The following is a 23,307-nucleotide window of genomic DNA, read 5'->3' on the forward strand; positions in this document are numbered from 1 at the left end:
CTAAAGCAAGAAGCAGCATGATAACAAATAGCAGTCCTGTCAAGCTCAAACAGCCGATGACTATTGGCAATCCTCTTGAGCTTTCGAGAGGAGTTGCATAGAAGTGCGACGCAACGATGTCCTATAGAATTCCTGTGGCCGGGTCCATAAAAATTTGCTTAACTAAATGGCATTGATACACCATTGCTCATTTGGAATTCACCCGGGAGAACCCCGAATAACATCCGGATATCAGATGTCATTCCACGAACCGGTGTTTGCTGTTATGTCAGGTATACAGGATTAACTATTTGGTTGCAAACAAAAGACTTGTCTTCCGGCTCGTTGCCGTGCTGGTTAATCCATGAATTCCCTTTGACTATTGTCGTTAACGAAAGGTATTAACCGATGCTGTATCGCAATCAGCAAAGAGAGCTGGGTCCTTGGTGGCCCACAGCTTCCAGAAGTCTTTATTTTGTTAAACGGGTGAATGTATCCAGCACATATCGGCAACCACCCTTGCTGCCGATATGTGTCTTACTATCTTTTAGTAACCGGTATTTTGTTTGAGGTTAGGATTGGCAGCAAGTGCCGCAGACGGAATAGGGAATAAAAGGTACCGTGGGTTGCTTGCAGGTTTGTAAGCCCATGCTTTTGTAAATACGCCAAACCGGATCAGGTCGGTTCTTCTTACCGCTTCCCAGTATAACTCACGGCCGCGTTCGGCAAGCAGGGTATTTGGGTCATATACATTGTTGGTATTTACCAGCGGCATATTTGTTACTGATGCAGCCCCTCTTGCGGCTCTCAAGCCATTTACCAGGGCGAGTGCGCCAGCATTATCAGGAACCGCCGCGCGCATTTTAGCCTCCGCTACCATCAGCACCACCTCGGGATACCGGAAAAGCATCAACCAGTTTCCGGCTTTATTATCACCATAATTATCACCAGGTGTTCCTCCGCCTGTTGCCGAATAATCCGGAACGTATTTTACCGCCCTTATACCGGTTATCTCAAGGTTGTTCCCCGTTTCTTTTAAGTCGGGCGCGATGTTCGGTGTATAGGCTAAAAAATTACCCTTCCTATCCATCAATCGTACTCTTAATGCTGAATCGCCGTATTGCTGACCTACCAGCAACCCTGGTCGTAAACCTGAGATGTCGGTAGCTCCTTTGTAAAAACGCCCACCAATACGTTGATCAAGACTACTGTCGGCCAGGGTTTGGGTAGGCACTGAAGTAACCCCAAAAGAATTGTAAAACTCCGCCACGGTGGAAAACCCGTTCCAGCCGCCTATTTTTCCGGGAAGCCCCTGGTTATAGTGGAGGGTGGGCCACCACCTGTTGTGTATCCCGGAATTGTTTACCGTTACGCCTGAACTATTGCGAAACGCAAAGATGGCCTCGCGCGATTTTGCCCCATTGTCGTAGCTGAAATTATCGAAGTAATTGGGTGTATATGCGTATCTGCCACTGTTGATGATGGCATTTCCAAGGTTAATTACCTGCTGCATATCGGCATCTGCAAAGGTTGGAGCAGCCCGGTTGAGAAACGCACCCCTGTTAAGGTAACATTTCATCAGTAACATCCTTACCGCATCAGGATTTGCCATGTAAACAGGATTTGTTGGGCTTAATAATGGCAGGGCTGCATTTAACTCACTAATGATAAAATTTATGGCCGAGTCACCGAAGTAAACCTTTGGTGCATTGAGCAGGTTTTCTTTAGGATTACGAAAAGGGAACTGACCAAACAGGTCGAACAGCTGGTACAACGAGAGCGCCCTGATAAACCTGGCTTCCGCGGTTTGTGATTCTGTTGGTGTAAATGCCATGACATTCGTGGCATCGAAATTCATTTTGTTCAGTGCATTGAATTGGTTCAGGATGGCATCCACACCGTCAACCGTCCAGGTATGTTGGTGAAGGGAACGCCATTTTCCGTTGTCATCCCAGTCACCTCCCCTTGTTGGTACCAGGCATTGGTCGCCGGTTACTTCTTCAAGTGCAAATATGTTCCCCATATCAGAGTAGGGATTTCCAATGTTGGTATAAGCGGTTCTTAGTAGAAGAGCCGTACCGTTTGCGCCAAGGGCGTTCGCGGCCTGGTCGTTGGTTAGTGCACTGTTGAGGCTTTGATCAAGTTTCGTGCAAGCCGAAATGGTAATGGAAACCAACAAAACTATTGAAAACGGGATTTTTATATTTGAATTCATATGAGTAGTGTTTTCGGATTAAAACCCAAGATTAAAGCCAAATGAAATGGTGCGTGGAGTTGGATAGGGCACATATTCCATATTCCGTGAAGGATAATTGTTGTTACTCTTATCGACATTTACTTCAGGGTCGAAACCGGTGAATTTGGTAATGACAAATAAGTTGGTCCCGCTTACAAAAGCATTGAGATTCTTAACAAAACGGCCGACATCTCCGAAGGCGTACGAAACAGAGGCATTCCGCAATTTTACAAAGTTGCCACTTTCAAGATACCTTGTAGAGGCAGCAACACCCGATTTGATACTCTCTACACTCTGAAGATTTCCGGAGGCGATGTTCTGTCCTTTCGCGATTTGGCTGATGTTGGTAATCGTATTGAACGTGTTGTTATAGATAAGATAGCCAAATGCGCCGCTAGCGTTTACCGTAAAAGTTAGTTTATCGTAGCGTATTGTATTACTAATACCTGCAATAAATTGCGGGTTGGGATCGCCTGCATAGATTGGGTTATCACTTACAATCTGTTGACCAGCCTGGTCGAAACCCCTAAACTCTTTCAGGTAATATTCATTTACGGGATAGTTGTTCGCGATGATCTGGGCAAGTGCGCCCGAAACTCCGTTACCACTCACCTGACCTGTTTGAATTGGCGCCTGTGCAAAATTTTTCAGCAGGTTTTTATTGTAGGCAATATTAAACCCGACGTCCCATCCAAATTGTTTGCGGGATTGCAGTGTAGCAGCAACGGAGAACTCCACACCTGAATTGATCAGGTTGGCGGGAAGATTAATAAAAAATATTGAAGCCGGAGCAGGTTGAATAGCGGTACTTTGGAAAAGCAGGTCGGTAGTATTTTTCCGGTAATAATCAATGGAACCGGTGATCCTGTTGTTTAAAATACCATAGTCGAGACCAACATTGTAAGCAGATGTTTTTTCCCAACGAAGGTCGGGATTTGCAACATTACTTTGACCTATGCTATTGTAACCACCGGAAGTAAATTGCTCAAGGGAAGCACCTGCCGGGAATTCCTGGTTACCCGTAATACCCCATGAGGCACGAAGCCCAAGTGTACTCAGGGTCCTGCTTCCTTTCATAAAATCTTCACTGCTGATCAGCCATTTTCCTCCAACAGAAGGGAAGTAACCGTAACGGTTATTTTTTCCAAACTTGTTTGATCCATCCGCCCTTACGGTAAGCGTAACAATGTACTTTTCCGACAGGCTCAAATTTACCCTTCCGAAAATAGATTGAATTTCTGTTGTGGGGTCCACGGTGGTAACCAGCGGGCTTTGACTGGTTGCGTTCTGCAGGAACCTGGTATAAAGAACAGGGATACGGTTTGCCTGGTCGAGATTGGTATTGAAGCCTACACCGCCTAATGTTGAGTTCTGGTAATCGGACTTCCAGTATTCATACCCGGCAACAGCATTCAGCATAATGTTTGATCGCAATCGGGAGTTGTAGTTTAACGTATGGGTATATGTTTGCGAGGTGAGCTTCGCCTGGGATATTGCGGCAGCACCCGAACCTGTTATACCTTGTAGTTCAGCAAGCCAACCGTCGATACTTGAATTGCGGGTTCCGGAACCATGATTGATGGCATATAGAAATTTATATTCAAGATCGTTGGTGATCTTATAGCCGGCAGAAACATTGCCTAGAAATACATTAACATCAGCAACGTCGTTAAAACCATCAATTACTGCTAACGGATTAGCAACGGAATTGCTGGACAAATTATAGAGCCCATTCGAGGTGTAGAAAGGAGCGGTTGGGTTCCAGTTTAAGGCAAAGGTTAGCAAGTTTCCTCCGGCACCCGGGGTGTTGCTGATCAAAGCCATGTTTTCCGTAGTATGCCCTGCGATAAGGGAGAAGTCAAAAGAAAGGCGTTTGTCAAGAAACTTATATTGACCCGAAAAATTTCCCAGGTATTTATCAAGCGAAGACTTTTTAATAAATCCGGCGGTTCTTGACCCCAGAAAAGAAGCCCTGAACTTACCGCTTTCATTACCGCCACTTACCGCAAGGTTGTAGTTCTGTGTTAAGTCGTTTGAAGTAATCTCCTTGAGCGCATCAACTGAACCACCTTTATCAAGTGATACCTGGAAGGTGTCGAGGGTATACTTTTTAAGCGCACCACGAAACTCGGCGGCATCCAGTACTTTGTACTTTTTCATATAACCTGCAAAAACGCCCATGTTAATACCGAACTCGAGTTTGGTACCGCTTGTAGCACCTCTCTTGGTTGTAATTACAATAATGCCGTTGGCACCCCTTGAACCATAGATGGCCGTTGCGGAAGCATCTTTTAAAACGTCAATTTGTGCAATGTCGTTTGGATTAATGTAGAGTAAAGGATTTGACTCCGGAGTAGGTCCGAAACCTCCTACCGAAAAGTTAAGGCTTGGGCGGGCGGTCCTGCCGTCCAATGGAACACCGTCTACCACATACAAGGGGTTATTGTTCGCCCTGATAGAATTGTTTCCGCGTATTTTAATCGTGGTGGCAGCCCCGGGCTGACCACTGTTGTTGGTGATATCAAGCCCGGCAACTTTTCCTTGCAGCAGTTGATCGGGTGCTACAATCACGCCCTGGTTAAAATCTTTTGCTTTCACCGATGCCACCGAACCTGTTGCATCCTTTTTTCTAACGGAGCCGTATCCAATCACGACAACTTCGTTTAACGATACGTTTGTTACGGTAAGGATTACATCTATGCTCGTTTTACCAGTAACGTCTACTTCCAGGGTCTCATAACCTACAGAGGAAAACAAAAGCGTATTAACAGCAGGCCCTACACCAATCTGGAAAGTCCCGTCGGTGCTCGTCTGCCCCCCTGATGTTGTGCCTTTCGGCGCAACCGTAACGTTGGGAATACCAACACCGTCTTTGTTGGATACCTTTCCGGATATGGTTCTCTGTTGACTAAATGAAAAGAGAGGAAATATAATGCATAGCAATACCGTAATGGTAGATGTAAAGTTTCGCATAGCAAGTTCGTTGGGGTGAATAACGTGTGTTAAATCTACACATCTTTTTGAATAATTTTTAACAATTTGGAAACAAATGAAAACGTGTAATCTTTTGTTTTTTTCGCTAAAGATTGTTCAACAAGGACGGAAGAAAGTTGGTGCTATGCAGAAACAACGAGGTTATCGATAACTAATCTCATGCATCCGGGAACCGGTGAAATGGAGATGCGCAGCGGATAGAGGTGCTGGAGATATGCAGTTAAGACGTGGACCGGGGCTAATTTTTAGTGCACGCAATTGCGGTGACTAAGGACAAACAGAAGTGATTAATTCAGTAAATAGCGCAGGTACAGTAAGTGACACTTGTCTGAAGAGGATTTATTCGGTCGTCCAACCACGTCGAATTAAGAGTCGGTTATTGGTTTCAAAAAAATGGCTTCAAAAAACGTCATGAGTCATCATTCGTAAATGGAATCACATTCAAAATTTATCATACAACATCCAACATAATTCCCAACATCACCTCCACCCAGGCTTAATTTTCAACTTTGCAAAAAGTGGCATTCAACATTAATCATTCAACATCCAACAAAACTCCCAACGGCACCTCCACGCACGCTTAATTTTCAACTTTGCAAAAAGTAGGCATTCAATGTCGTTTAGTTAAGCCGATTATGTAATTTGTTTGCCCAGCTACTTCCAATCGTACAAGAGTGCGACGCAACGATGTCCTATAGAATTCCTGTGGCCGGGTCCATAAAAATTTGCTTAAGTAAACGGCATTGAGTAGGCATTCAACATTTATCATACAACATTCAACATAGCTCCCAACGGCACCTCGACGCACGCTTAATTTTCAACTTTGCAGAAAGTGGCATTCAACATTTATCATACAACATCCAACATAACCATACCTGCCCTGCACGCACGCTTAAATTTCAACTTTGCGAAAAGCGGCATTCAACATTTATCATACAACCCGCACCTGCACGCATAATTGCAAAATCTCAATTCTCAACTTGCAAAAAGTAGGCATTCAACATTTATCATACAACCTCCAACATAATTTAAACAGCATCGCTTCAGCTTACGAAATTGCAAGAATGCAGGTTAGAAGCCTTTTTTAGCCTGCATCACCTCTTTATACACGGGCTTTGCTTTGGCCGATGCAAAATCTTTTTTCACCGCCTCCAATTGCTGGTTCAGTTGCCTGAATACAGCCTGGTGCTGGTCAGTTGGGGCAAAATCTGCAGCACCTGCAAGTGCTTCTTTGGAGATGCCCAGCAAACGCTCCAGCACTTGTATCGGGCTGCGGAATGCATCCTGCCTTGCACCGGTTTGGTAAACATCGTGCAACCTGGCTTCCAATTTCCACAACTCTTCTTCATACCCTGTTAGCACATTTTTGTTCGTTGGATTGGCGGCAGCTTTCGCAAGGGCAGCAGCCCGAATTTGCTCAAGCTCTTTAATTGTTGCGAGCGCACTGTTGATCGCACCAAAGAGGTTTTTGCCAAACGCATATTGTTGCATTATAGCCGCCTGGGTAGATAAGGTATTGGGATCTTTCACCACGGTGAGTGGCTGCTCATATACCTCGTTACCTGCGGTAAGTCGCACCCGGTATTGGCCGGGTGGAACAAGCGGCGCCACCATGCCCGGACCAATATCTAAATCGTAGATGGTCATTGCACGTTTGCCCGCGGCATCAAGGTTCACCCACTCCTTCCCTCTTGGTTTTGTTAAAAGGTCGGGTAGTACCAATCGCTCCAATCGAAGATCCCAATGTACCCGGTTTACCCCGGCCTGGTTTTGGGTTCGAAGCTTCTGCAGCACTTTGCCCTCCGCATCCAGGATTTCGATGTGCACAGAGTCTTTTACTTTTTCTTTCAAATAGTAGTTGATGCTTGCACCATAGGTTGGATTCTGGCCGTTGAATAATCCCCGTTCGCTATGGTAGCCTCCCGGGTCCTGGAAGCGGTAGGCCTTTCGAATAGTAAACAAGTGCACGGCCTTTTCCTGTACCCCTCTTGCATACTCGCGAATGGGTGTCAGGTCGTCAAGAATGTAAAAACCGCGACCATAAGTTGCCAACACCAGGTCCTTAAAGTTTTCCTGTATGGCGATGCCGTAGATCGGGGCGGGCGGCAGGTTGTTTTTCAGGTGTACCCAGGTACTGCCATCATCAGGAGAGAAGTACAGGGCGTTGTCGGTGCCGGCCCACAGCAACCCTTTTACTGCAGGGTCTTCGATTACCTGGTGAACCGTAGAAGAGTTTGACGCTGGAATGCCGTCACCAATCTTCGACCAGCTTTCGCCGTAGTTCGTCGTTTTAAAAATGTAGGGTTTAAAATCACCCAGCTGCTGAAAACTAACGGCGATGTAAGCCGTTCCCGCATCAAACCTGGATGCATCAATGCAACGGATCGTTCCCCATGCCGGCATGCCCTTTATGTTTGCAGTAACATTCTTCCACGTCTTTCCACCATCCCTTGTAAGCTGCACCTGGCCGTCGTTTGTGCCGGTCCAGATCACCCCTTCTTTCAGGGGCGATTCAGCCATAGAAAAAAGGGTACAACCGTCGAATGTAAACAGGTTGTCGTTGCTGATTCCGCCCGAGTTCTCCTGGTGTGTTTTGTCGTTGGTGGTCAGGTCCGAACTGATCACCTGCCAGCTTTGTCCGCCGTTGGTGGTTTGGTGAACGTATTGGCTGCCGATGAAAACCTTGTTGTGGTTGTGTTTAGAAATAATCATCGGGAAGTTCCAGTGCCAGCGATACTTCATGTCTTTTGGCGCCCATCCGTAACCGGCCTCCGGCCAGGCACGCACATCGCGTGCATGACCCGTTTTCACATTAAACACGTCAAGACCGCCATCGTAGCAGCCCGACCAAACGATGTTGTTGTCCACCGGGTCTGGCTGGGCAAAGCCACTTTCGCAACCGCCAACATTCATCCACATGCTCGTGGTAATGCCACGACCCAGGCTGTTCGACGGACCACGATAAGAAGAGCCATCCTGGCGATTGCCGAAAACGTTATAAGGTACCTGGTTGTCTACCGCCACATGATACAACTGCGCGATCGGCAGGTTGATATTTTGCCAGGTTTTACCATTGTTGAAGGTCATGTTCATTCCAATATCATGGGCAACCATGATCCGGTTCGAGTCTAGCGGATCAAGCCACATATCGTGGCAATCCCCGCCACCACGGTAATCCCCTTTTTCGGTCGTAAAACTTTTGCCGCCGTCAAGCGTGGTCATAATCGTAACACAGATGGTATGTACTTTATTCTCATTGTCGGGAGCAACGCGAAGGCGGGTATAATACGATCCGCGCTGTGCCATCGAGTGATTACGGTTCATAAGTTTCCAGCTATCACCGCCATCTGCCGACCGGTATAACCCCGGCTCTTTGTCCTGGATGAGCGCATATACCACATCAGGGTTGCTGTACGCCACATCAACCGATGTTTTACCTACGGGGTGTGCATCTCCTCCCGGTAATCCATTGCGCAGCGGCTGCCATGTTTTGCCACCATCTTTGCTTCGGTAAATACCACTACCAGGGCCACCGCTGTTCAGGTTCCAGGTTTTTATGTCTACCTGCCAGGTGGCAGCATATAAGATGTCCGGGTTCTTTGGATTCATCGACAAGTCGGAGCAGCCGGTGTTTTCGTTTACAAACAATATGCGCTGCCAGGTTTTTCCGCCATCGGTTGTTTTATAAATGCCGCGTTCCTGTTGTGGTGTATGCGTGTTGCCCAGGGAGGCTACATATACAATGTCGGGATTGGTAGGGTGTACAATAACCCGACTGATCCTGCCGGTAGCCTGAAGGCCCATATTGGTCCAGGTTTTACCCGCATCGGTTGATTTATAAACACCGTTTCCCATTGCATGCGCCGGACGGATCAAAAAGGTTTCGCCTGTTCCTGCCCAAACATGATTTGGATTGCTCGGTGCGATGGCCAGCGCGCCGATGGAGGAATTGTCCTGGTCGTCGAAAATCGGGGCCCAGGTAAGACCGGCATCTTCCGTTTTAAAAATACCGCCGCTTGCCGCCCCAACATAGGAGACCATCCGGTTACCCGGAACCCCGGCAACGGCGATGCTTCGGTTACCGTCGGGGCCGAGATAGCGAAACGGCAGCTTTGCAAACACGCTATCGTAACGCATTTGCGCGTGAACGAAGTTTGCGAATAGCAGTACGATGAAGAAGAAGTTTTTCATAGTTGTGAAAGCAGGGTTATGAATGTGGAGTTATGATTGTAGAGTTACGAGTGTAGAATTTTGAGTGCAGCGTGATGAGTCTTTAACTGCCCGATACATTGAATCTAGTGTTCTAAAAGCAATTTTATGAGCCCGGCTGTATAACTTTCATAAGGCATCGTTGCGTCGCACTCTTGTACTACAAGAACTTTATTCGGCTTTGTTAGCATGCCAAATGACTACGAATTTGCCTTGTGTTCTGTTTGTTGAAGATAGTGTCACACCGGGTAACGCAGTTACCAAATATAAACCTGTTCGGCTTAATATTTACCCGATCGCGAACAGTGTCCTCCCGAGCTACGAGGGATCTGCTCATGACGATGCCAGGACAAACTTCGCGCTACAACTCAGCACACTCAATGCTCTCCACCTGTTCAATAAAGAACCGAAACACAAAGCGTCGCCCAAAAAACCTCGGCTCGTCTCTAAAAAAATCTCGCGCAACTTCAATTCAACCCCTTCAGGGTTGTAAAAATGCATGCATTATTTTTCCCCGGATTGCATCCGGGGCTATGTATGTTCAACCCCTTCAGGGTTGTAAACGCAGGCGTTCTTTTGCCGGATTGCAGAGGGGCTTTGTATGTTCAACCCCGCTAGAGTTGTAAAATTCATGCGTCTTTTTCCCGGGATTGGATTGGCGCTATTATGTTCAACTCCTTTAAGGTTGTAAACACGCAAGCATTCTATGTTGGATTGCAGAGGGTCAACCCCGCTAAAGTTGTAAAATTCATGCGTCTTTTTCCCGGAATTGCATCAGGGGCTATGTATGTTCAGCCCCTCCACGGTTGTAAACACCCGGGCGTTCTTTTCCCGTGATTGCAGACGCTATTATGTTCAACTCTTCCACGGTTGTAAACACCCAGGCGTTCTTTTCCCGTGATTGCAGACGCTATAATGTTCAACTCCTTTAAGGTTGTAAACACGCAAGCATTCTATATTGGATTGCAGAGGGTCAACCCCGCTAAAGTTGTAAAATTCATGCGTCTTTTTCCCGGAATTGCATAGGGCTATGTATGTTCAGCCCCTCCACGGTTGTAAAAATGTATGCGTTATTTTTCCCCGGATTGCATCCGGGGCTATGTAAGTTCAACCCCTCCACAGTTGTAAACGCAGGCGTTCTTTTCCCGGGATTGCATCGGCGCTATGATGATTGACTCCTCCAGGTTTGAGCACCGGCATGTTTAACATTGATCGTTTTCAGGCTCAGAAGCGGGTTCGTCAACAATACCTAATCAACCGGCTCTGAAGCTAATTCATAGCGCCCAACTCATAACTCTTAACTCATAATTCTTAACTCTTAACTCCTAACGCTCAACTAATACCCCACCGGCCATCCTCGTACCCCCTTATATTCGGTAGACGTACTTAATTGTTGCCCTGCAATGTCGAGTGCGACCGTAAGTTTGCCGGGTTGAAACGGGGCTCCGCCACCCCCACCAAAGCCACCGCGGCTAGCCATGGGGAAAGGCCATACCGTGGTGTTTAGTCCTTTAAGGGCTTTTACATTTCGCTGGTGTACCACCTTACCGTCCGCACCGCTGATGGTGATTTTTACTGAGTCGGATCTGTTTTCTTTTGTATAAAAGTTTATCGTTAGCCCGTTGGGTTCATTCGGAACTTCAATCGTTTTATTACCATACAACTGGTAGTTACCGCCAAAGGTGCGGGGCACCCATGCATACTTGGGCTCAATGTTAAACAGGTGCGCGGCTTTGGCCAGCATAGCGGTATTCACTTCTTCAAGAAATGAGATATCGGCCGTCCAGATACCCCGGCCATAGGTGCCCACCACCAGGTCCTTCTCGCGGGGATGCACCTGCAGGTCGTGTACGGGTACGATCGGCATATTGCCACGGAGGACCTGCCAGTTTTCCCCGCCGTCAACTGATACATAGACCCCAATATCATTGCCCGAAAACAACAAATTCTTATTCGCCGGACTTTCAACAATAACGTTCAGCGGTTTTGCAGGCAGGCCATTTTTGATGGCCTTCCATGTTTTGCCCCAGTCAGTTGTTTTGTACAGGTATGCAGTAAAATCGTCGTCGCGAAAACCACTTTTTGCAACATAAGCTGTTCCCGGCGTATGGGCCGAAGCTACAACCCTGCTCACCCACTTCGAAGCGGGACCGCCCGCACCCGCAATGGCTGTGGTGAGGTCGCTCCAGTTTTTGCCGTCGTCGCTGGTCAGCCAAACCTTGCCATCGTCGGTACCCACCCATATTTCGCCGGGCTTCAATGGCGACTCAGCAATGGTGCTGATGGTACAATATTGCACATTACCCTTTGGTGTGGTCTTAGCCAGATCGTTGGTGGTCAGGTCGGGACTAATGGCCTCCCAGGTTGATCCCTGGTCCTTCGACCTCAACAACATTTGTGCACCCGTGTAAATGGTTTTCGGATTTGATGGCGCAAGTAATAATGGGGTCACCCAATTAAATCGATAGCGAGGCGCACCCTCCGTTGCTCGTGGCTGTATGCTTTGCCGGATACCGGATTTCTGATCCACCCGCCACATTAAACCAAACTGGCCCGAGTTATACGCCCAGCGACTATCTGTTGGGTCGATTACATTGTACATGCCGTCGTCGCTGCCTACGGTAACCCAGTTCTCCAGGGTCACCGAACCCGACCAGCCATTACTCGGACCCTTCCACGATTCATGATCCTGTAGGCCAGCGTATACATTGTAAGGCTCGTCCATGTCGACCCCCAAAGCATATACTTCGCCGAGTGGAATATTATAATGAAACGCGTTTGTTTTACCGCCGTCATAACTTACGTGTACACCGCCGTCGCTGCCAAATAACATGTGCTCCGGGTCACTTTTATCGATCCAGAAAGTCCGGACGTCGCCAAACGATTCGGGAAAGAAAAACCGGTCGCGGTAGCTTATGTCGCGCCATGTTTTACCACCATCACGCGAATTGGAAAGCGCAACACCTGTTACAAATATCCAGTCGCGGTTGGTTGGGTGCACGGTAATCTGGTTAAACGAATAAGCAGCTTTACCACCCAGGTCGTCGGTTGGTTTATTCATTTTCCGCCAGCTTTTTCCACTGTCGTCGGTACGGTACACTTCGCCGCCAATCGTTTCGTTAGGGTTGGTAGCACCGGGTTTCAGATTCAGGTTTTCGTATACCGCGTACATCGTTTCAGGATGCGCTTTGCAGATGTCGATACCTATCCGCCCAATGTTGCCCGAGGGCAAACCATTGGCCAACTTCTTCCAGGTTTTACCACCATCGGTTGTCTGGTGAAGCGCACTTTGCGGTCCACCTGATTCCATTGCCCATGCGGTTCGTTTTTTATCGTACGAGGCGGCATATAAAATGTCGGGATTTGTGGGGTGCATTACGAGATCAATCACCCCTACTGTGTCGCTGAAATACAAAACCTTTTTCCAGCTCTTGCCACCGTCCCCCGTTTTAAAAACGCCGCGTTCAGCATTGGATGAAAACAGGTGACCCGGGGATGCCACATACACCGTTTTCGGATCACGCGGGTGAACAAGGATACGAATGATGTGCTGGGTTTCTTTGAGGCCCATGTGGGTAAAGGTCTTGCCCGTGTCGGTTGAAACGTAAACACCATCGCCGGAGTATGAACTTCGGGCGATATACGACTCGCCGGTACCTACCCATACGTGTGCAGGATTTGATGGTGCTACGGCTACAGCACCTATGGTGTGGTGGTATGGAAAGATAGACTCGAACGTGGTGCCGTTGTTTACGGTCTTCCATACCCCGCCGTTACGCGTGCCCACATAGTAAGTATACAGGTGATCATGCAAAGGGGTTTCAGGCACGGCAAACCCGGTGATCCATGCACCCGTGCGAAAGGGCCCGATGTTGCGATAGGTGAAATGCTGCAGTAGCTCTTGTGGTATGTTTTGCGCTGTGGCAATACGTGTAAGCAGGAGCAGGAACAGGAGTTTTTTCATCGGTATATTAAAAATTGGGTATTGAGGTATTGAGTATTCGGAATTTGCGGATTACGGATTTGCGGATTGGTAATTTGGTATTGAGGTATTGGGTATCGAGGGTATTAAGGTATTGGGTATTGAGGTATTAGGAGGAAAGTTGAGAAGTGAGATATGGGCTAGTTACACCTTACGAATTGTTATTGGGGTTAGCTGTGCAGCGGAAACAGGAATCGGTATCGTCGTGCGTCCACTGATTTGTTTTCGTATGGGTTTTGCTACACCAGCCTTTATCTCAACTGTTCCATCAAAGCCTGCAAGGATCAGGGGCACTTCATGCGCCCTTGCTACACGGTTTTCCAGTTGAAAAGAAACGGACTTGCCGCCCTTCTCCATCCTAATGGGTTTATCTTTTGCGAACCCATCAGCCAGTAGTTCTATATCTGTTTTTTGTGTACCCAACCGGTAATAGATCTTTCTCCGCAAACCATCCCGGGGAACAACCGCTAAAGCTCCCGCCGGTTGGGTGAGGGTTCCGCCATATGCTACGAGTCCAAATATTGGATCATTGGTGACCACGGTAGCTGCTGCGCGGGTTGCACCACCATAACCCAGGTCGATCTCGCCATCGTAAAACCAGGGCCCGCGACCTTGTGGTTTTTGTATCCAGGGTGTAGCATATTTCTGTGGTTCGAACGCCCAGCCCGACGCGCCATCATTTTCTTTACCAGGGTACCAAAACCCGTAATTGGATGCGGCAGTTCCGCTGTTGATCAAGGCAAATGAACTCAAGTATGCCTGGTAACCCATGCGAATATAATCTGCCGGATCGTTGCTGAAGTGCAGGGCATAATCCAATATTGACCAGCCGCCCATTTGCGACATATAACTCAGCGTATAACTATCACTTCGGCCCCTGAAATCGCTACCGAGATAATAATATGCAGGTTCAATAACACCGCGCAATGCAAGGTTCGCCTGAAGTTGCCTTTCCATAAACCGGGGTGCGTCTTCTGCTTTAATTACGGGGTGCGAATACCATTTGTTCAGGTTTTTGTCGTACCATAAGTTGCTATCAGGTTGCAACTGGTTTTGCATGGCATACTTCGCCAGGGCATGGCTCGATTCAAAAGCAGTAGCATCGATGGCATACTCCGAACGAAACGGGTATGGATCGTCGTAGAGGAAGTACTTCACTTTCTTTTCCCATTCGCTTTTTAGAAAGGCAACGTCTTCTTTAAAACCCTCCTTCTCCAGGTCGGCCATCAGGTCGGTAAGCAACAATTCATTGTAGCAACCCCATTTGTAGGTTTCGTACCAGGGTAATATTTCATAAGGATATTTGAAGTATGCCTTTGCTGTTTCCTTTGCCCGCTCGAGGTAACCGCGCTGATCGAGGTAATGGGTTTTGCCGGGATACATCTTTGCGAGCTGGTACATATGGTAATACAGCATCATAATATGCGGGTAATCGTACGAGCGCCAAACGTGCATTTTGTCCCTGTTTCGATCAGCGGTATTTGCCCGACGCCTGGTGGTATCGCGGTTTACATACCAGCTCGGTGTTCCGTAAACACCATATGGATAAGGTGTTTCCTGGTCGGTGCGTTGCAGCTTGCCCCAGACAAAATTTTTGATGTAGTATTCAAGCGCGTCGATTTCTTTCTGATCGGGATAAAATACATTTTTCGCTGCTACAAATGGTGCTTTACAAAGGCCGGGATCATCGCAGGTAAGCACATAACTAAGCCGGCTGGTATCGAAATAATCAGGGTTATCCGGACCCCGGAGCTGTGCGTTTTTCATGTCGTAAACCCCAAATAAACCGTCGTACCATTTCGAGGAGTCTTTGTGTTGCTGACTGTTTACAATAAATGCCGACCGTTTTTTATAGAGTGTTTCAAGAGGCTCCGTTACAAAAAATTCGAGGTAGGTTTTATAACCCTTACCATAGTGAATGGTGAGTTTGTTTTCACCGAGCCGTGAAAACCTGATCTTATACAGGTGGGTTCCCCGTTGTTTTTCACCCAGGTATTGAATGGTTGTTGAGGGGCCCCATTCCGCTTGCACTTGTTGAATGGGCTGGCGTGTCCGGAGCGCAATCATTGCATCCAGGTCGGTAGGTATACTCATGCCCGGCATTAGCTGTACGTCTATAAGGCCTTCTTCTTCCAGAATGTCGCGAATGCCCCGGTAGTCGTTAGCCCAGCGGAACTTGAAACCATATTGCAGGCTGTCGTTGGCTGGAACGAAAGCTGCGGTATGTTGCTGGCGCCAGGTTCCGCGGGTTTCGCGATTGCCGGTTAGTGCAGAATGGATAAACGCCTGGAAGGTTCCGCGATCACCCGGCGCGGTTGAGTTGGTAGAAAAATATTCCAGCGACGTGCCCGGAAGCGGAACCAATACAAGGTATGGTCCGAGCCCTGTTGGGCGTTGCCAGTAAAGAAAGGAGTTGTTGCCGGAGATGAAGTGGTGTTTTACTACACGTTCTTCAAATATTTCCTTTGGGTTCTCACCTCCTCCGCTGTTATAAACGAGTGGTATGGCAAGGTCCTCGATGCGGATGGGAGTGGAAGAATTATTGAGGAGGTGGATGTTCCAGGTAAGGCTGTTGGCATCCAATGCAAAACTTTCGTTGATCTTTAGCGGCACATTTTTACTGCTGTCGGCGAGCCCGGTATGTAGCAATTTGCCATTGTGCAGAAAATGCGTTTTGCTGTTGATGGCTGCACGGGTTGTGTCGAGTTTTCGGTCATGAACATAACGCACGGTAACGTCGCCAAACAGGCGGCCCTTGCGGATATAAGCTGTGGGGTGTACGTCGCCGGTCCTCGCAAGGTCGGCAATGCCATGGCGATCGGCCCGAAAGGTAAATGCGGCATTGCTGATGACATTACCGGACTGGGCAATCGCCGTTCCGGAAGCCAGCACGAAGGAAAAGTGAAGCAGTGCGCGAAGAATTCTGGTAACCATACCGGCTTAATTATAAGGTGAAAGATGATTGATTGGCGGATTATCGGATTGCGGATTGGCGGATTATCGGATTGGCGGATTGGCGGATTGCGGATTGGCGGATTACGGATGAACGGATTACGCATACTCCAGCTAACTTCACATTCAACATGGCGCTCTATCTCATAGCTTGCAACGTGATCCATCCTGCGTCGGAACAACAAAAAGTTCACGGCTCATCTCTCATCGTTCATATCTCATCGTTCTTATTTCTTATTGCTTGGAACCAAGATCCCTCGTGCCTCCGGATGACAACCAAAATTTTATGGCTCATCTCTCATCACTCCCGACGCTTTTTAATTTTGAATTTTTAATTTTTAATTGTTTTGATAAAACTTCCAACTGGTGCTAAAGTTCTCGGTTAACGGTTGGTTCGTTAAGATGGCCCTGACCATTTCAACCGGCATTGAATTGAGCTGCATGACCGCATCGTGGTATTGCTTGTTCGTCATCTTTTTACTTTCAACAAGTTCTTTGCGGAGCGCATAGAACTGTCTGCCCCCGGTTAAATATGCAAGCTGGTAAAGCGGAGGATAACGGCCGACGAAAGAGCGTCGGACCTCGCCTTCTGCATTGGCGCGTTCATGGCCAACACGATCGACAAGAAAGTCGATACATTGCTGGGGTGTCCATTTGCCCATGTGGTAGTTTAGGGAAAAAATGATGCGTGCGCAACGGTGCATATGCCAGAACAACATACCAATCCGGTCCTCGGGTCCCTGCGGAAAATTCATATCCCATAGCAAGAGCTCCCAGTACAGTGCCCAGCCTTCGCCCCAGAATGGTGTACTGAAGTTGCGGTAAGTACGATGGCGGCTGTTCATGAATTGTTGCAGGTTATGACCGGCCAGCAGTTCGTGGTGCACCGTGGCTCTTGAAAAGTGCGGGTTGTTGCCGCGCATGCTCATGAGTTTATCATCCTGGTCCATGGTATTGGTAGGATACGAAATCGTGATGTCAGCACCGCCGGTAAAGAAAGGGTTTACCAATTGGTTTTCCGGTGGCATCATTCGCATGCCCCAAACTTCTTCGGCAAGCGGTGGTAGTGTGATAAGGTCGTTTTTCTTTAGAAAGTCCACGGACTCCGTATAGAGTTTCAGGATAGCTTCAGGCTGTTTACCTGCGGGCACATAGGTGTTTTTCACCTTTTCGAGTGCCGCCTTCCAGTCGGAACCAAACTCCATTTCTTTGGTTGCTTTCAGCATTTCGGCGTCGCACCAGGCAAATTCTTTATTGGCGGTTTCGATAAGTTCCTCTGGGGTGTATGGAATCATCTCATACTTTAGCTGGCGCATGAGTTCTGCCCGTCCTGCAGGCTGACCAACGATCCCACTTTTATCGGTAGGTGCCTGGTTTACCTTCCCCTTTATTTGCGTGGCATAAGCCGTTAAGGCATCGTCAAGTGCTTTGTACGGTTTAGGCACCCACCAGGTAAACATCGGATCATAGCCGCCGTAGAACTCGTAAACGCTTGCAATAGCTTTTTTCAGATCAGCGATAACTTCCCCTGCCTCATATGCGGCATCACTGTCCCAGTTCTTTTCGTCTTTAAGTTTGGCTTGCAGCTGTTTGATTTCACTGGCGATGTCTGACCATTCGCGGGCAACTTTTTCAGCGTTGGGCTGGGTACCACGCCGCCGTGTCTTTTCAAGCGCATATATCCGTTGAGCAAAGGGTATCCAAGGTTTGATCTTTTCGTACTGTTTTGCCTGATCGGCAGCCAATGCGATCTTTTCATTGATATCGCGTTTAAACAGGATGTAGTCAACCTTGCATTCCTGCGACAGGTTTTTGAAGTTTAGTGCGCCAAGTTGTTTCAGGTAGTCGTTGTACAGTTTGACCAGTCGTTCGCGCTTTTCCGGTGAACCTACACCTGCATCCGGGGTGCCACCAAACCCACCACGACCTGCAGAAGCAACAGTCGGTGAATAAAACCGGATCAGTACCCGGTAATCGGCGTTGAATTTGGTGATCAGGTCGGGCATCTCCTGGCAGGGCACATATTCGTTTCCGCGCTGCTGCGCAAACAAGTTAATGCTGCAGAACAGGACGCTCAGGCAGATTAAAAATTTAGGCAACTGCGATTGGGCCATTATTACAGGTAGTTTGTTCATGATAACTTCAGGTGTTAGTTCCGCTACGATCCTAATGTTTGGCAACGAGTTATGGTGTCAAAAGCAGCGGATCCAGGTTACTGCGCTATCTTAACATCCCGTGCTCCGATGGCGGTGTTTTGCCAGGAAATCCTGATCCCTAAAGCGTTGGGGACAAGATGACGCGATTGCACAGCATGACGCTACTGTTCAGGATGACGGACTTGCACAGGATCAATTTAACATTCAGCATTCAATGTCGTTTAGTTAAGCCGACTATGTAATTTGTTTGCCCAGCTACTTCCAATCGTACAAGAGTGCGACGCAACGATGTCCTATAGAATTCCTTTGGCCGGGTCCATAAAAATTTGCTTAACTAAAAGGCATTGATTCAACATTTAGCATTCAAAATAGCCTCAACGCTGAACTTTTAGTTCCTAACTCTTAACGATTTACTGCTCCTTATAAAACTTCCAATTGGTGGTGAAATTCTCCGTCAAGGGCTGGTTGATCAGTATCGCCCTGACCATTTCAACAGGCATCGCATTGAGCTGGATTACGGCATCGTGAAACTGCTTGTTGGTCATCTTTTTCGTGCCGACGAGTTCTTTGTGCAAGGCGTAAAATTGCCGACCACCGGTCAGGTATGCGAGTTGGTATAGTGGCGGATAACGGTCGGTAAAGGAGCGGCGAACCTCTCCTTCTGCATTGGCGCGTTCGTGCCCTACCCTGTCGACCAGGAAGTCGATACATTGTTGCGGGGTCCACTTACCCATGTGGTAGTTCAGGGAAAAGATGATGCGTGCGCAACGGTGCATGTGCCAGAACAACATACCAATCCGGTCCTCAGGGCCCTGCGGGAACTTCATGTCCCAAAGCAACAGCTCCCAGTACAGTGCCCAACCTTCGGTCCAGAACCCGCTACCAAAGTTGCGGTAGGTACGATAGCGGCTGTTCATAAATTGTTGGAGGTTATGCCCGGCAAGCAACTCATGGTGAACCGTAGCGCGGGAGAAGTGCGGATTGTTCCCCCGCATACTCATGAGCTTGTCCGCCTCATCCATGGTATTGGTGGGATACGATATAATGATGTCGGCCCCACCGAGGAAAAACGGGTTCACCAATTGTGCCTCGGGCGCCATCATACGCATACCCCAAACTTCTTCAGCCAAAGGTGGCAGGGTAATAAGGTCATGCTTTTTCAGGAAATCAACCGACTCGGTGTAAAGCTTCAGGATCGCTTCAGGTTGTTTACCCGGCGGAACATAACTGTTTTTAACTTTCTCTAAAGCGGCCTTCCAATCAGTTCCAAGCCCCATTTCTTTAGTAGCCTTCAACATCTCGGCATCGCACCAGGCAAATTCTTTGTTTGCAATCTCGATGAGCTCCTCGGGGGTATACGGGATCATCTCGAACTTAAGCTGCCGCATCAATTCTTCGCGCCCTGCAGGCTGACCAACGATACCGCTTTTGTCGGTTGGCGTCTGTACCAGCTTTGTTTTTACCGCTGTTGAATAAGCGGTCAACGCATCATCAAGTTCTTTGTAGGGCTTGGGAACCCACCAGGTAAACATAGGATCGTACCCGTTATAGAAGTCGTACACGCTGCCGATGGCTTTTTTCAGATCGGCAATCGCACCCTGAGCTTCGAAAACCGACTCCGACGTCCAGTTTTTCTCGTCTTTTAGTTTAGCCTGCAGGCGCTTCACTTCGTCGGCAATGCCGGACCATTCACGGGCAACTTTCTCGGCATCGGGTTGGGTTCCGCGCCGACGGCTTTTTTCAAGCGCATAGATCTTTGGAGAGAATGGTAACCATTGTCTAATCTTCTCATATTCCTTTGCCTCATCTGCCGACTGGTTAATCTTTTGACTAAGGTCGCGTTTGAATAAAATGTAGTCGACCTTACATTCCTGCGGCAGGCTATTGAAATTAATAGCGGCCAGCTTTTTCATGTACTCGTCGTAAAGCGTATTTAAGCGTTCTCTTTTTTCAGGAGAGCCAACGCCCGCATCAGGGGAAGCACCAAAGCCGCCCCGACCACCACCACCAGCAGTGGTTGGTGTATAAAAACGCACCAGCACACGGTAGTCAGCATTAAACTTTGTAATCAGGTCGGGCATCTCCTGGCAGGGAACAAAGCCATTGACAGTAACGGGCTGTGCCGTCACGGTTAAACAGCACAAAGAAAAACAGGTTAGCAGGAAATGTTTCAGCAGTCGGATTTCGGGCATGTAGGTATTGTTTGTAAAACGGGTTTTAAGTTTAGGCTAAACGCCCACAATGCCCTGCACCTGTCGACGCTTCGGCCAGAGGCACAGGAGCCCAATATTACAGCCGGTTTACCCGGCGAAAACTGTTTCGATAAACACTATTCAGTTATACTTCGAACAGCGCTGGCTCCATGACCCAGTATAGTCCTATGAAAAACGCTGCGGATCGAATATGCTGATATCAACTTCGGGTTTCTGGTCGTTGGCAAGATCTGCCATCACTTTACCGCTTGCAGGGCCAAGGCTAATTCCACTCATAGCATGACCACCGGCAACCAAAACATTTTTGACTTTCGATGACCTTCCAAGGTAGGGTAAGCCATCGGGGGAACATGGCCGGAAGCCATACCAGATGTCTTTTTCTGCGGGCATACCCAATTGTATACCGGGAAAGTATTTCGGCACCGACTCAACAATACCCTGCACCCGGTTCATGTTGATCTTATTGTTTACCGGGCCAATTTCCATTGTACCACCATAGCGCATATAACCATTCATCTGCGTTATTGCAACACGGGCTTCACAAAGAATGGCAGGCACATTTAATTTCTTCTCCGGCTTTCTATATGTAAAAGAGTATCCCTTACCGGGCATTAGTGGCAGCTTGAAGCTGGCCATTTTTGCAAGCTGCGACAGCCACGAACCTGCTGCCATAACCACCACATCGCCCTCAAATTCATTGTCGGCCGTAATTACTTTTTTTACCCGGCCATTTACTACATCAAGGCTTTTTACTTCGCTGTGCCCGTGCATTTTTACACCTGCACTGCGCAGGTGGCTGATCAGTTGGGGAACCAGCTTATTGGGGTACAGGTGCGAATCGCACTTATAGTGCACTGCACCAAGTATATCGAGTTCTGTTTCCGGCTCAAGCAATTGCACCTGCGCTTTCGTTAACGGTTCTACATCGATACCCATGCTTCTTGCCTTTTCGCCCAGGTGTATTTCTTCTTCGGCAAACTTTTCGGTTTTGAAATACATCAGGATACCCTTGTTTTCGTAACCGAAGTCGAAGCCGGGTTCGTGCTGGAGAGTTTCGTACAGCTTTTTGCTGTAAAGGTTCAGGTTAAGCAACGGCAAACCCGAACGTTCCAGGTGCTGGGGTGTTGCACTTTTCATGAACTTTAAACCCCAACCAATCAGGTCGGGATTAAGGGAAGGTTTTACATAAAACGGGCTCCTGTTGTTAAACATCCAACGAATGCCCTGGCTAAGCATGCCCGGTGCGGCCAACGGAATAAAGTGGCTGGGAACGATCATCCCGAGGTTGCCATACGAACAACTATCGGTCATATCGGTTTTATCGAGCACGGTGACATCCCACCCGCTTTTCTGCAGGTAATACGCCGAACTAAGGCCAATTATGCCGCCACCAATCACTACTGCTTTCATGCTTGCGCTTCCTTTCTTTTATAGATTAGATCACCTGGAACCCGTGTGCATACGGATCGTCGTCGTCGATGATAATTGTGTTATATCCGGTAATTTTTGCCCAGCCTTCTATACTGGGTACGATGGCGGGCTTACCAGCTATTGTTGTCTCTTCTTCTATTCTGCCTATGAATTGTGAACCGATGATACTTTCGTGAATAAATTCATCACCATGCTTCAGTTTGCCTTTAGCATACCATTGTGCCATACGCGCTGAAGTGCCTGTTCCACACGGGGAGCGGTCGATGGCTTTGTCGCCATAGAAAACGGCATTGCGGGCAGTTGCTTTTGGATCGATTGTAGCACCGGTCCAAAGCAGGTGACTCAAACCCTTTATGTGTTCACTCTCGGGGTGAACAAACGTATATTTTTCATTTAGTCTTTCGCGGCAAACCCGGCTCCAGGCGATGAGCTGGTCAGCCTTATAATGTTGCAGACCAGGGAAGTTGGGTTGCGGATCAACGATGGCGTAGAAGTTTCCGCCGTATGCCACATCAACGGTAAGCGTGCCCAGGTCGGGGCACTCAACTTCGAGGCTTTCAGCTGCGAGAAACGACTTTACATTGGTAAGCTTTACGGAGGTGACTTTTTTACCTTCCTGTTTATAATCAATTAGTACGAGCCCGGCCGGCGCTTCCATGCGGAGCTTTCCCGGAACTTTCGGGGTGATCAGTCCTTCTTCGATGGCAATGGTGATGGTGCCAATGGTACCATGGCCGCACATGGGTAAGCAGCCACTGGTTTCGATAAACAATACACTCACATCGTTTTGTGGATCGTGTGGTGGGTACAGAATGCTGCCACTCATCATGTCGTGACCCCGGGGTTCAAACATAAGACCTTTTCGTATCCAGTCGAACTCACGCAGGAAGTGAAGGCGTTTTTCCATAATGGAGTTGCCCTCGAGGAAAGGTCCGCCACCAGCGACAAGCCTTACCGGGTTGCCACAGGTATGCGCATCTACACAAAAGAATTTCTTTGCAGCCATTGATTTTGTCTGTCGGTTATGGAATGTAGAATAGTGTTTGGTCCGGTCTGCTGAAAAGCAGAAATGGAGCAAGCGATGGAATGCGTATGAAAGGAATTATAATATACCCGTTCCGCTGGAACAGCGGAACGGGAAATTGTATGTTGGTT

9 protein-coding genes are annotated in these 23,307 nt (G+C 48.1%); all 9 read right to left on the reverse strand.

What is annotated here, in order from left to right; all coding sequences use genetic code 11:
• Positions 1–526 precede the first annotated feature (526 nt).
• The 9 genes from EXU57_RS15125 to EXU57_RS15165 all read right to left on the reverse strand — a co-directional run bounded on the left by EXU57_RS15125 (position 527) and on the right by EXU57_RS15165 (position 23,158).
• On the reverse strand, positions 527–2,194 hold the full coding sequence (locus tag EXU57_RS15125; RefSeq protein ID WP_133269074.1) for a RagB/SusD family nutrient uptake outer membrane protein: 1,668 nt from the start codon (positions 2,192–2,194) through the stop codon (positions 527–529).
• Between the two features lie 18 nt (positions 2,195–2,212).
• Positions 2,213–5,188, reverse strand: coding sequence for a SusC/RagA family TonB-linked outer membrane protein (locus EXU57_RS15130; RefSeq protein ID WP_133269075.1), 2,976 nt, complete (start codon positions 5,186–5,188; stop codon positions 2,213–2,215).
• A gap of 1,092 nt (positions 5,189–6,280) precedes the next feature.
• Positions 6,281–9,400, reverse strand: a complete 3,120-nt coding sequence (locus EXU57_RS15135; RefSeq protein ID WP_207955492.1) for a WD40/YVTN/BNR-like repeat-containing protein — start codon at positions 9,398–9,400, stop codon at positions 6,281–6,283.
• A gap of 1,354 nt (positions 9,401–10,754) precedes the next feature.
• Positions 10,755–13,382 carry a WD40/YVTN/BNR-like repeat-containing protein gene (locus EXU57_RS15140; protein ID WP_133269076.1) on the reverse strand — a complete coding sequence of 876 codons (2,628 nt, stop codon included), beginning with the start codon at positions 13,380–13,382 and terminating at the stop codon, positions 10,755–10,757.
• Positions 13,383–13,544: 162 nt separating this feature from the next.
• Positions 13,545–16,334 carry a DUF5695 domain-containing protein gene (locus EXU57_RS15145; RefSeq protein WP_133269077.1) on the reverse strand — a complete coding sequence of 930 codons (2,790 nt, stop codon included), beginning with the start codon at positions 16,332–16,334 and terminating at the stop codon, positions 13,545–13,547.
• Between the two features lie 356 nt (positions 16,335–16,690).
• Positions 16,691–18,487, reverse strand: coding sequence for a DUF885 family protein (locus EXU57_RS15150; protein WP_243745611.1), 1,797 nt, complete (start codon positions 18,485–18,487; stop codon positions 16,691–16,693).
• Positions 18,488–18,918: 431 nt separating this feature from the next.
• Positions 18,919–20,700, reverse strand: coding sequence for a DUF885 family protein (locus EXU57_RS15155; RefSeq protein WP_243745612.1), 1,782 nt, complete (start codon positions 20,698–20,700; stop codon positions 18,919–18,921).
• Positions 20,701–20,886: 186 nt separating this feature from the next.
• Complete coding sequence (locus EXU57_RS15160) at positions 20,887–22,131, reverse strand: NAD(P)/FAD-dependent oxidoreductase (RefSeq protein WP_133269078.1); 1,245 nt, start codon at positions 22,129–22,131, stop codon at positions 20,887–20,889.
• Between the two features lie 25 nt (positions 22,132–22,156).
• Positions 22,157–23,158, reverse strand: a complete 1,002-nt coding sequence (locus tag EXU57_RS15165) for a 4-hydroxyproline epimerase (RefSeq protein WP_133269079.1) — start codon at positions 23,156–23,158, stop codon at positions 22,157–22,159.
• Between the last annotated feature and the right edge of the window lie 149 nt (positions 23,159–23,307).

Source organism: Segetibacter sp. 3557_3 (genome assembly GCF_004354985.1).
Classification (GTDB): domain Bacteria; phylum Bacteroidota; class Bacteroidia; order Chitinophagales; family Chitinophagaceae; genus Segetibacter.

What these genes read in the sequence shown, in the direction of transcription:
- EXU57_RS15125 (WP_133269074.1), bottom strand. Translation starts at nt 2,194, where the DNA reads ATGAATTCAAATATAAAAATCCCGTTTTCAATAGTTTTGTTGGTTTCC.
- EXU57_RS15130 (WP_133269075.1), bottom strand. Translation starts at nt 5,188, where the DNA reads ATGCGAAACTTTACATCTACCATTACGGTATTGCTATGCATTATATTT.
- EXU57_RS15135 (WP_207955492.1), bottom strand. Translation starts at nt 9,400, where the DNA reads ATGAAAAACTTCTTCTTCATCGTACTGCTATTCGCAAACTTCGTTCAC.
- EXU57_RS15140 (WP_133269076.1), bottom strand. Translation starts at nt 13,382, where the DNA reads ATGAAAAAACTCCTGTTCCTGCTCCTGCTTACACGTATTGCCACAGCG.
- EXU57_RS15145 (WP_133269077.1), bottom strand. Translation starts at nt 16,334, where the DNA reads ATGGTTACCAGAATTCTTCGCGCACTGCTTCACTTTTCCTTCGTGCTG.
- EXU57_RS15150 (WP_243745611.1), bottom strand. Translation starts at nt 18,487, where the DNA reads ATGAACAAACTACCTGTAATAATGGCCCAATCGCAGTTGCCTAAATTT.
- EXU57_RS15155 (WP_243745612.1), bottom strand. Translation starts at nt 20,700, where the DNA reads ATGCCCGAAATCCGACTGCTGAAACATTTCCTGCTAACCTGTTTTTCT.
- EXU57_RS15160 (WP_133269078.1), bottom strand. Translation starts at nt 22,131, where the DNA reads ATGAAAGCAGTAGTGATTGGTGGCGGCATAATTGGCCTTAGTTCGGCG.
- EXU57_RS15165 (WP_133269079.1), bottom strand. Translation starts at nt 23,158, where the DNA reads ATGGCTGCAAAGAAATTCTTTTGTGTAGATGCGCATACCTGTGGCAAC.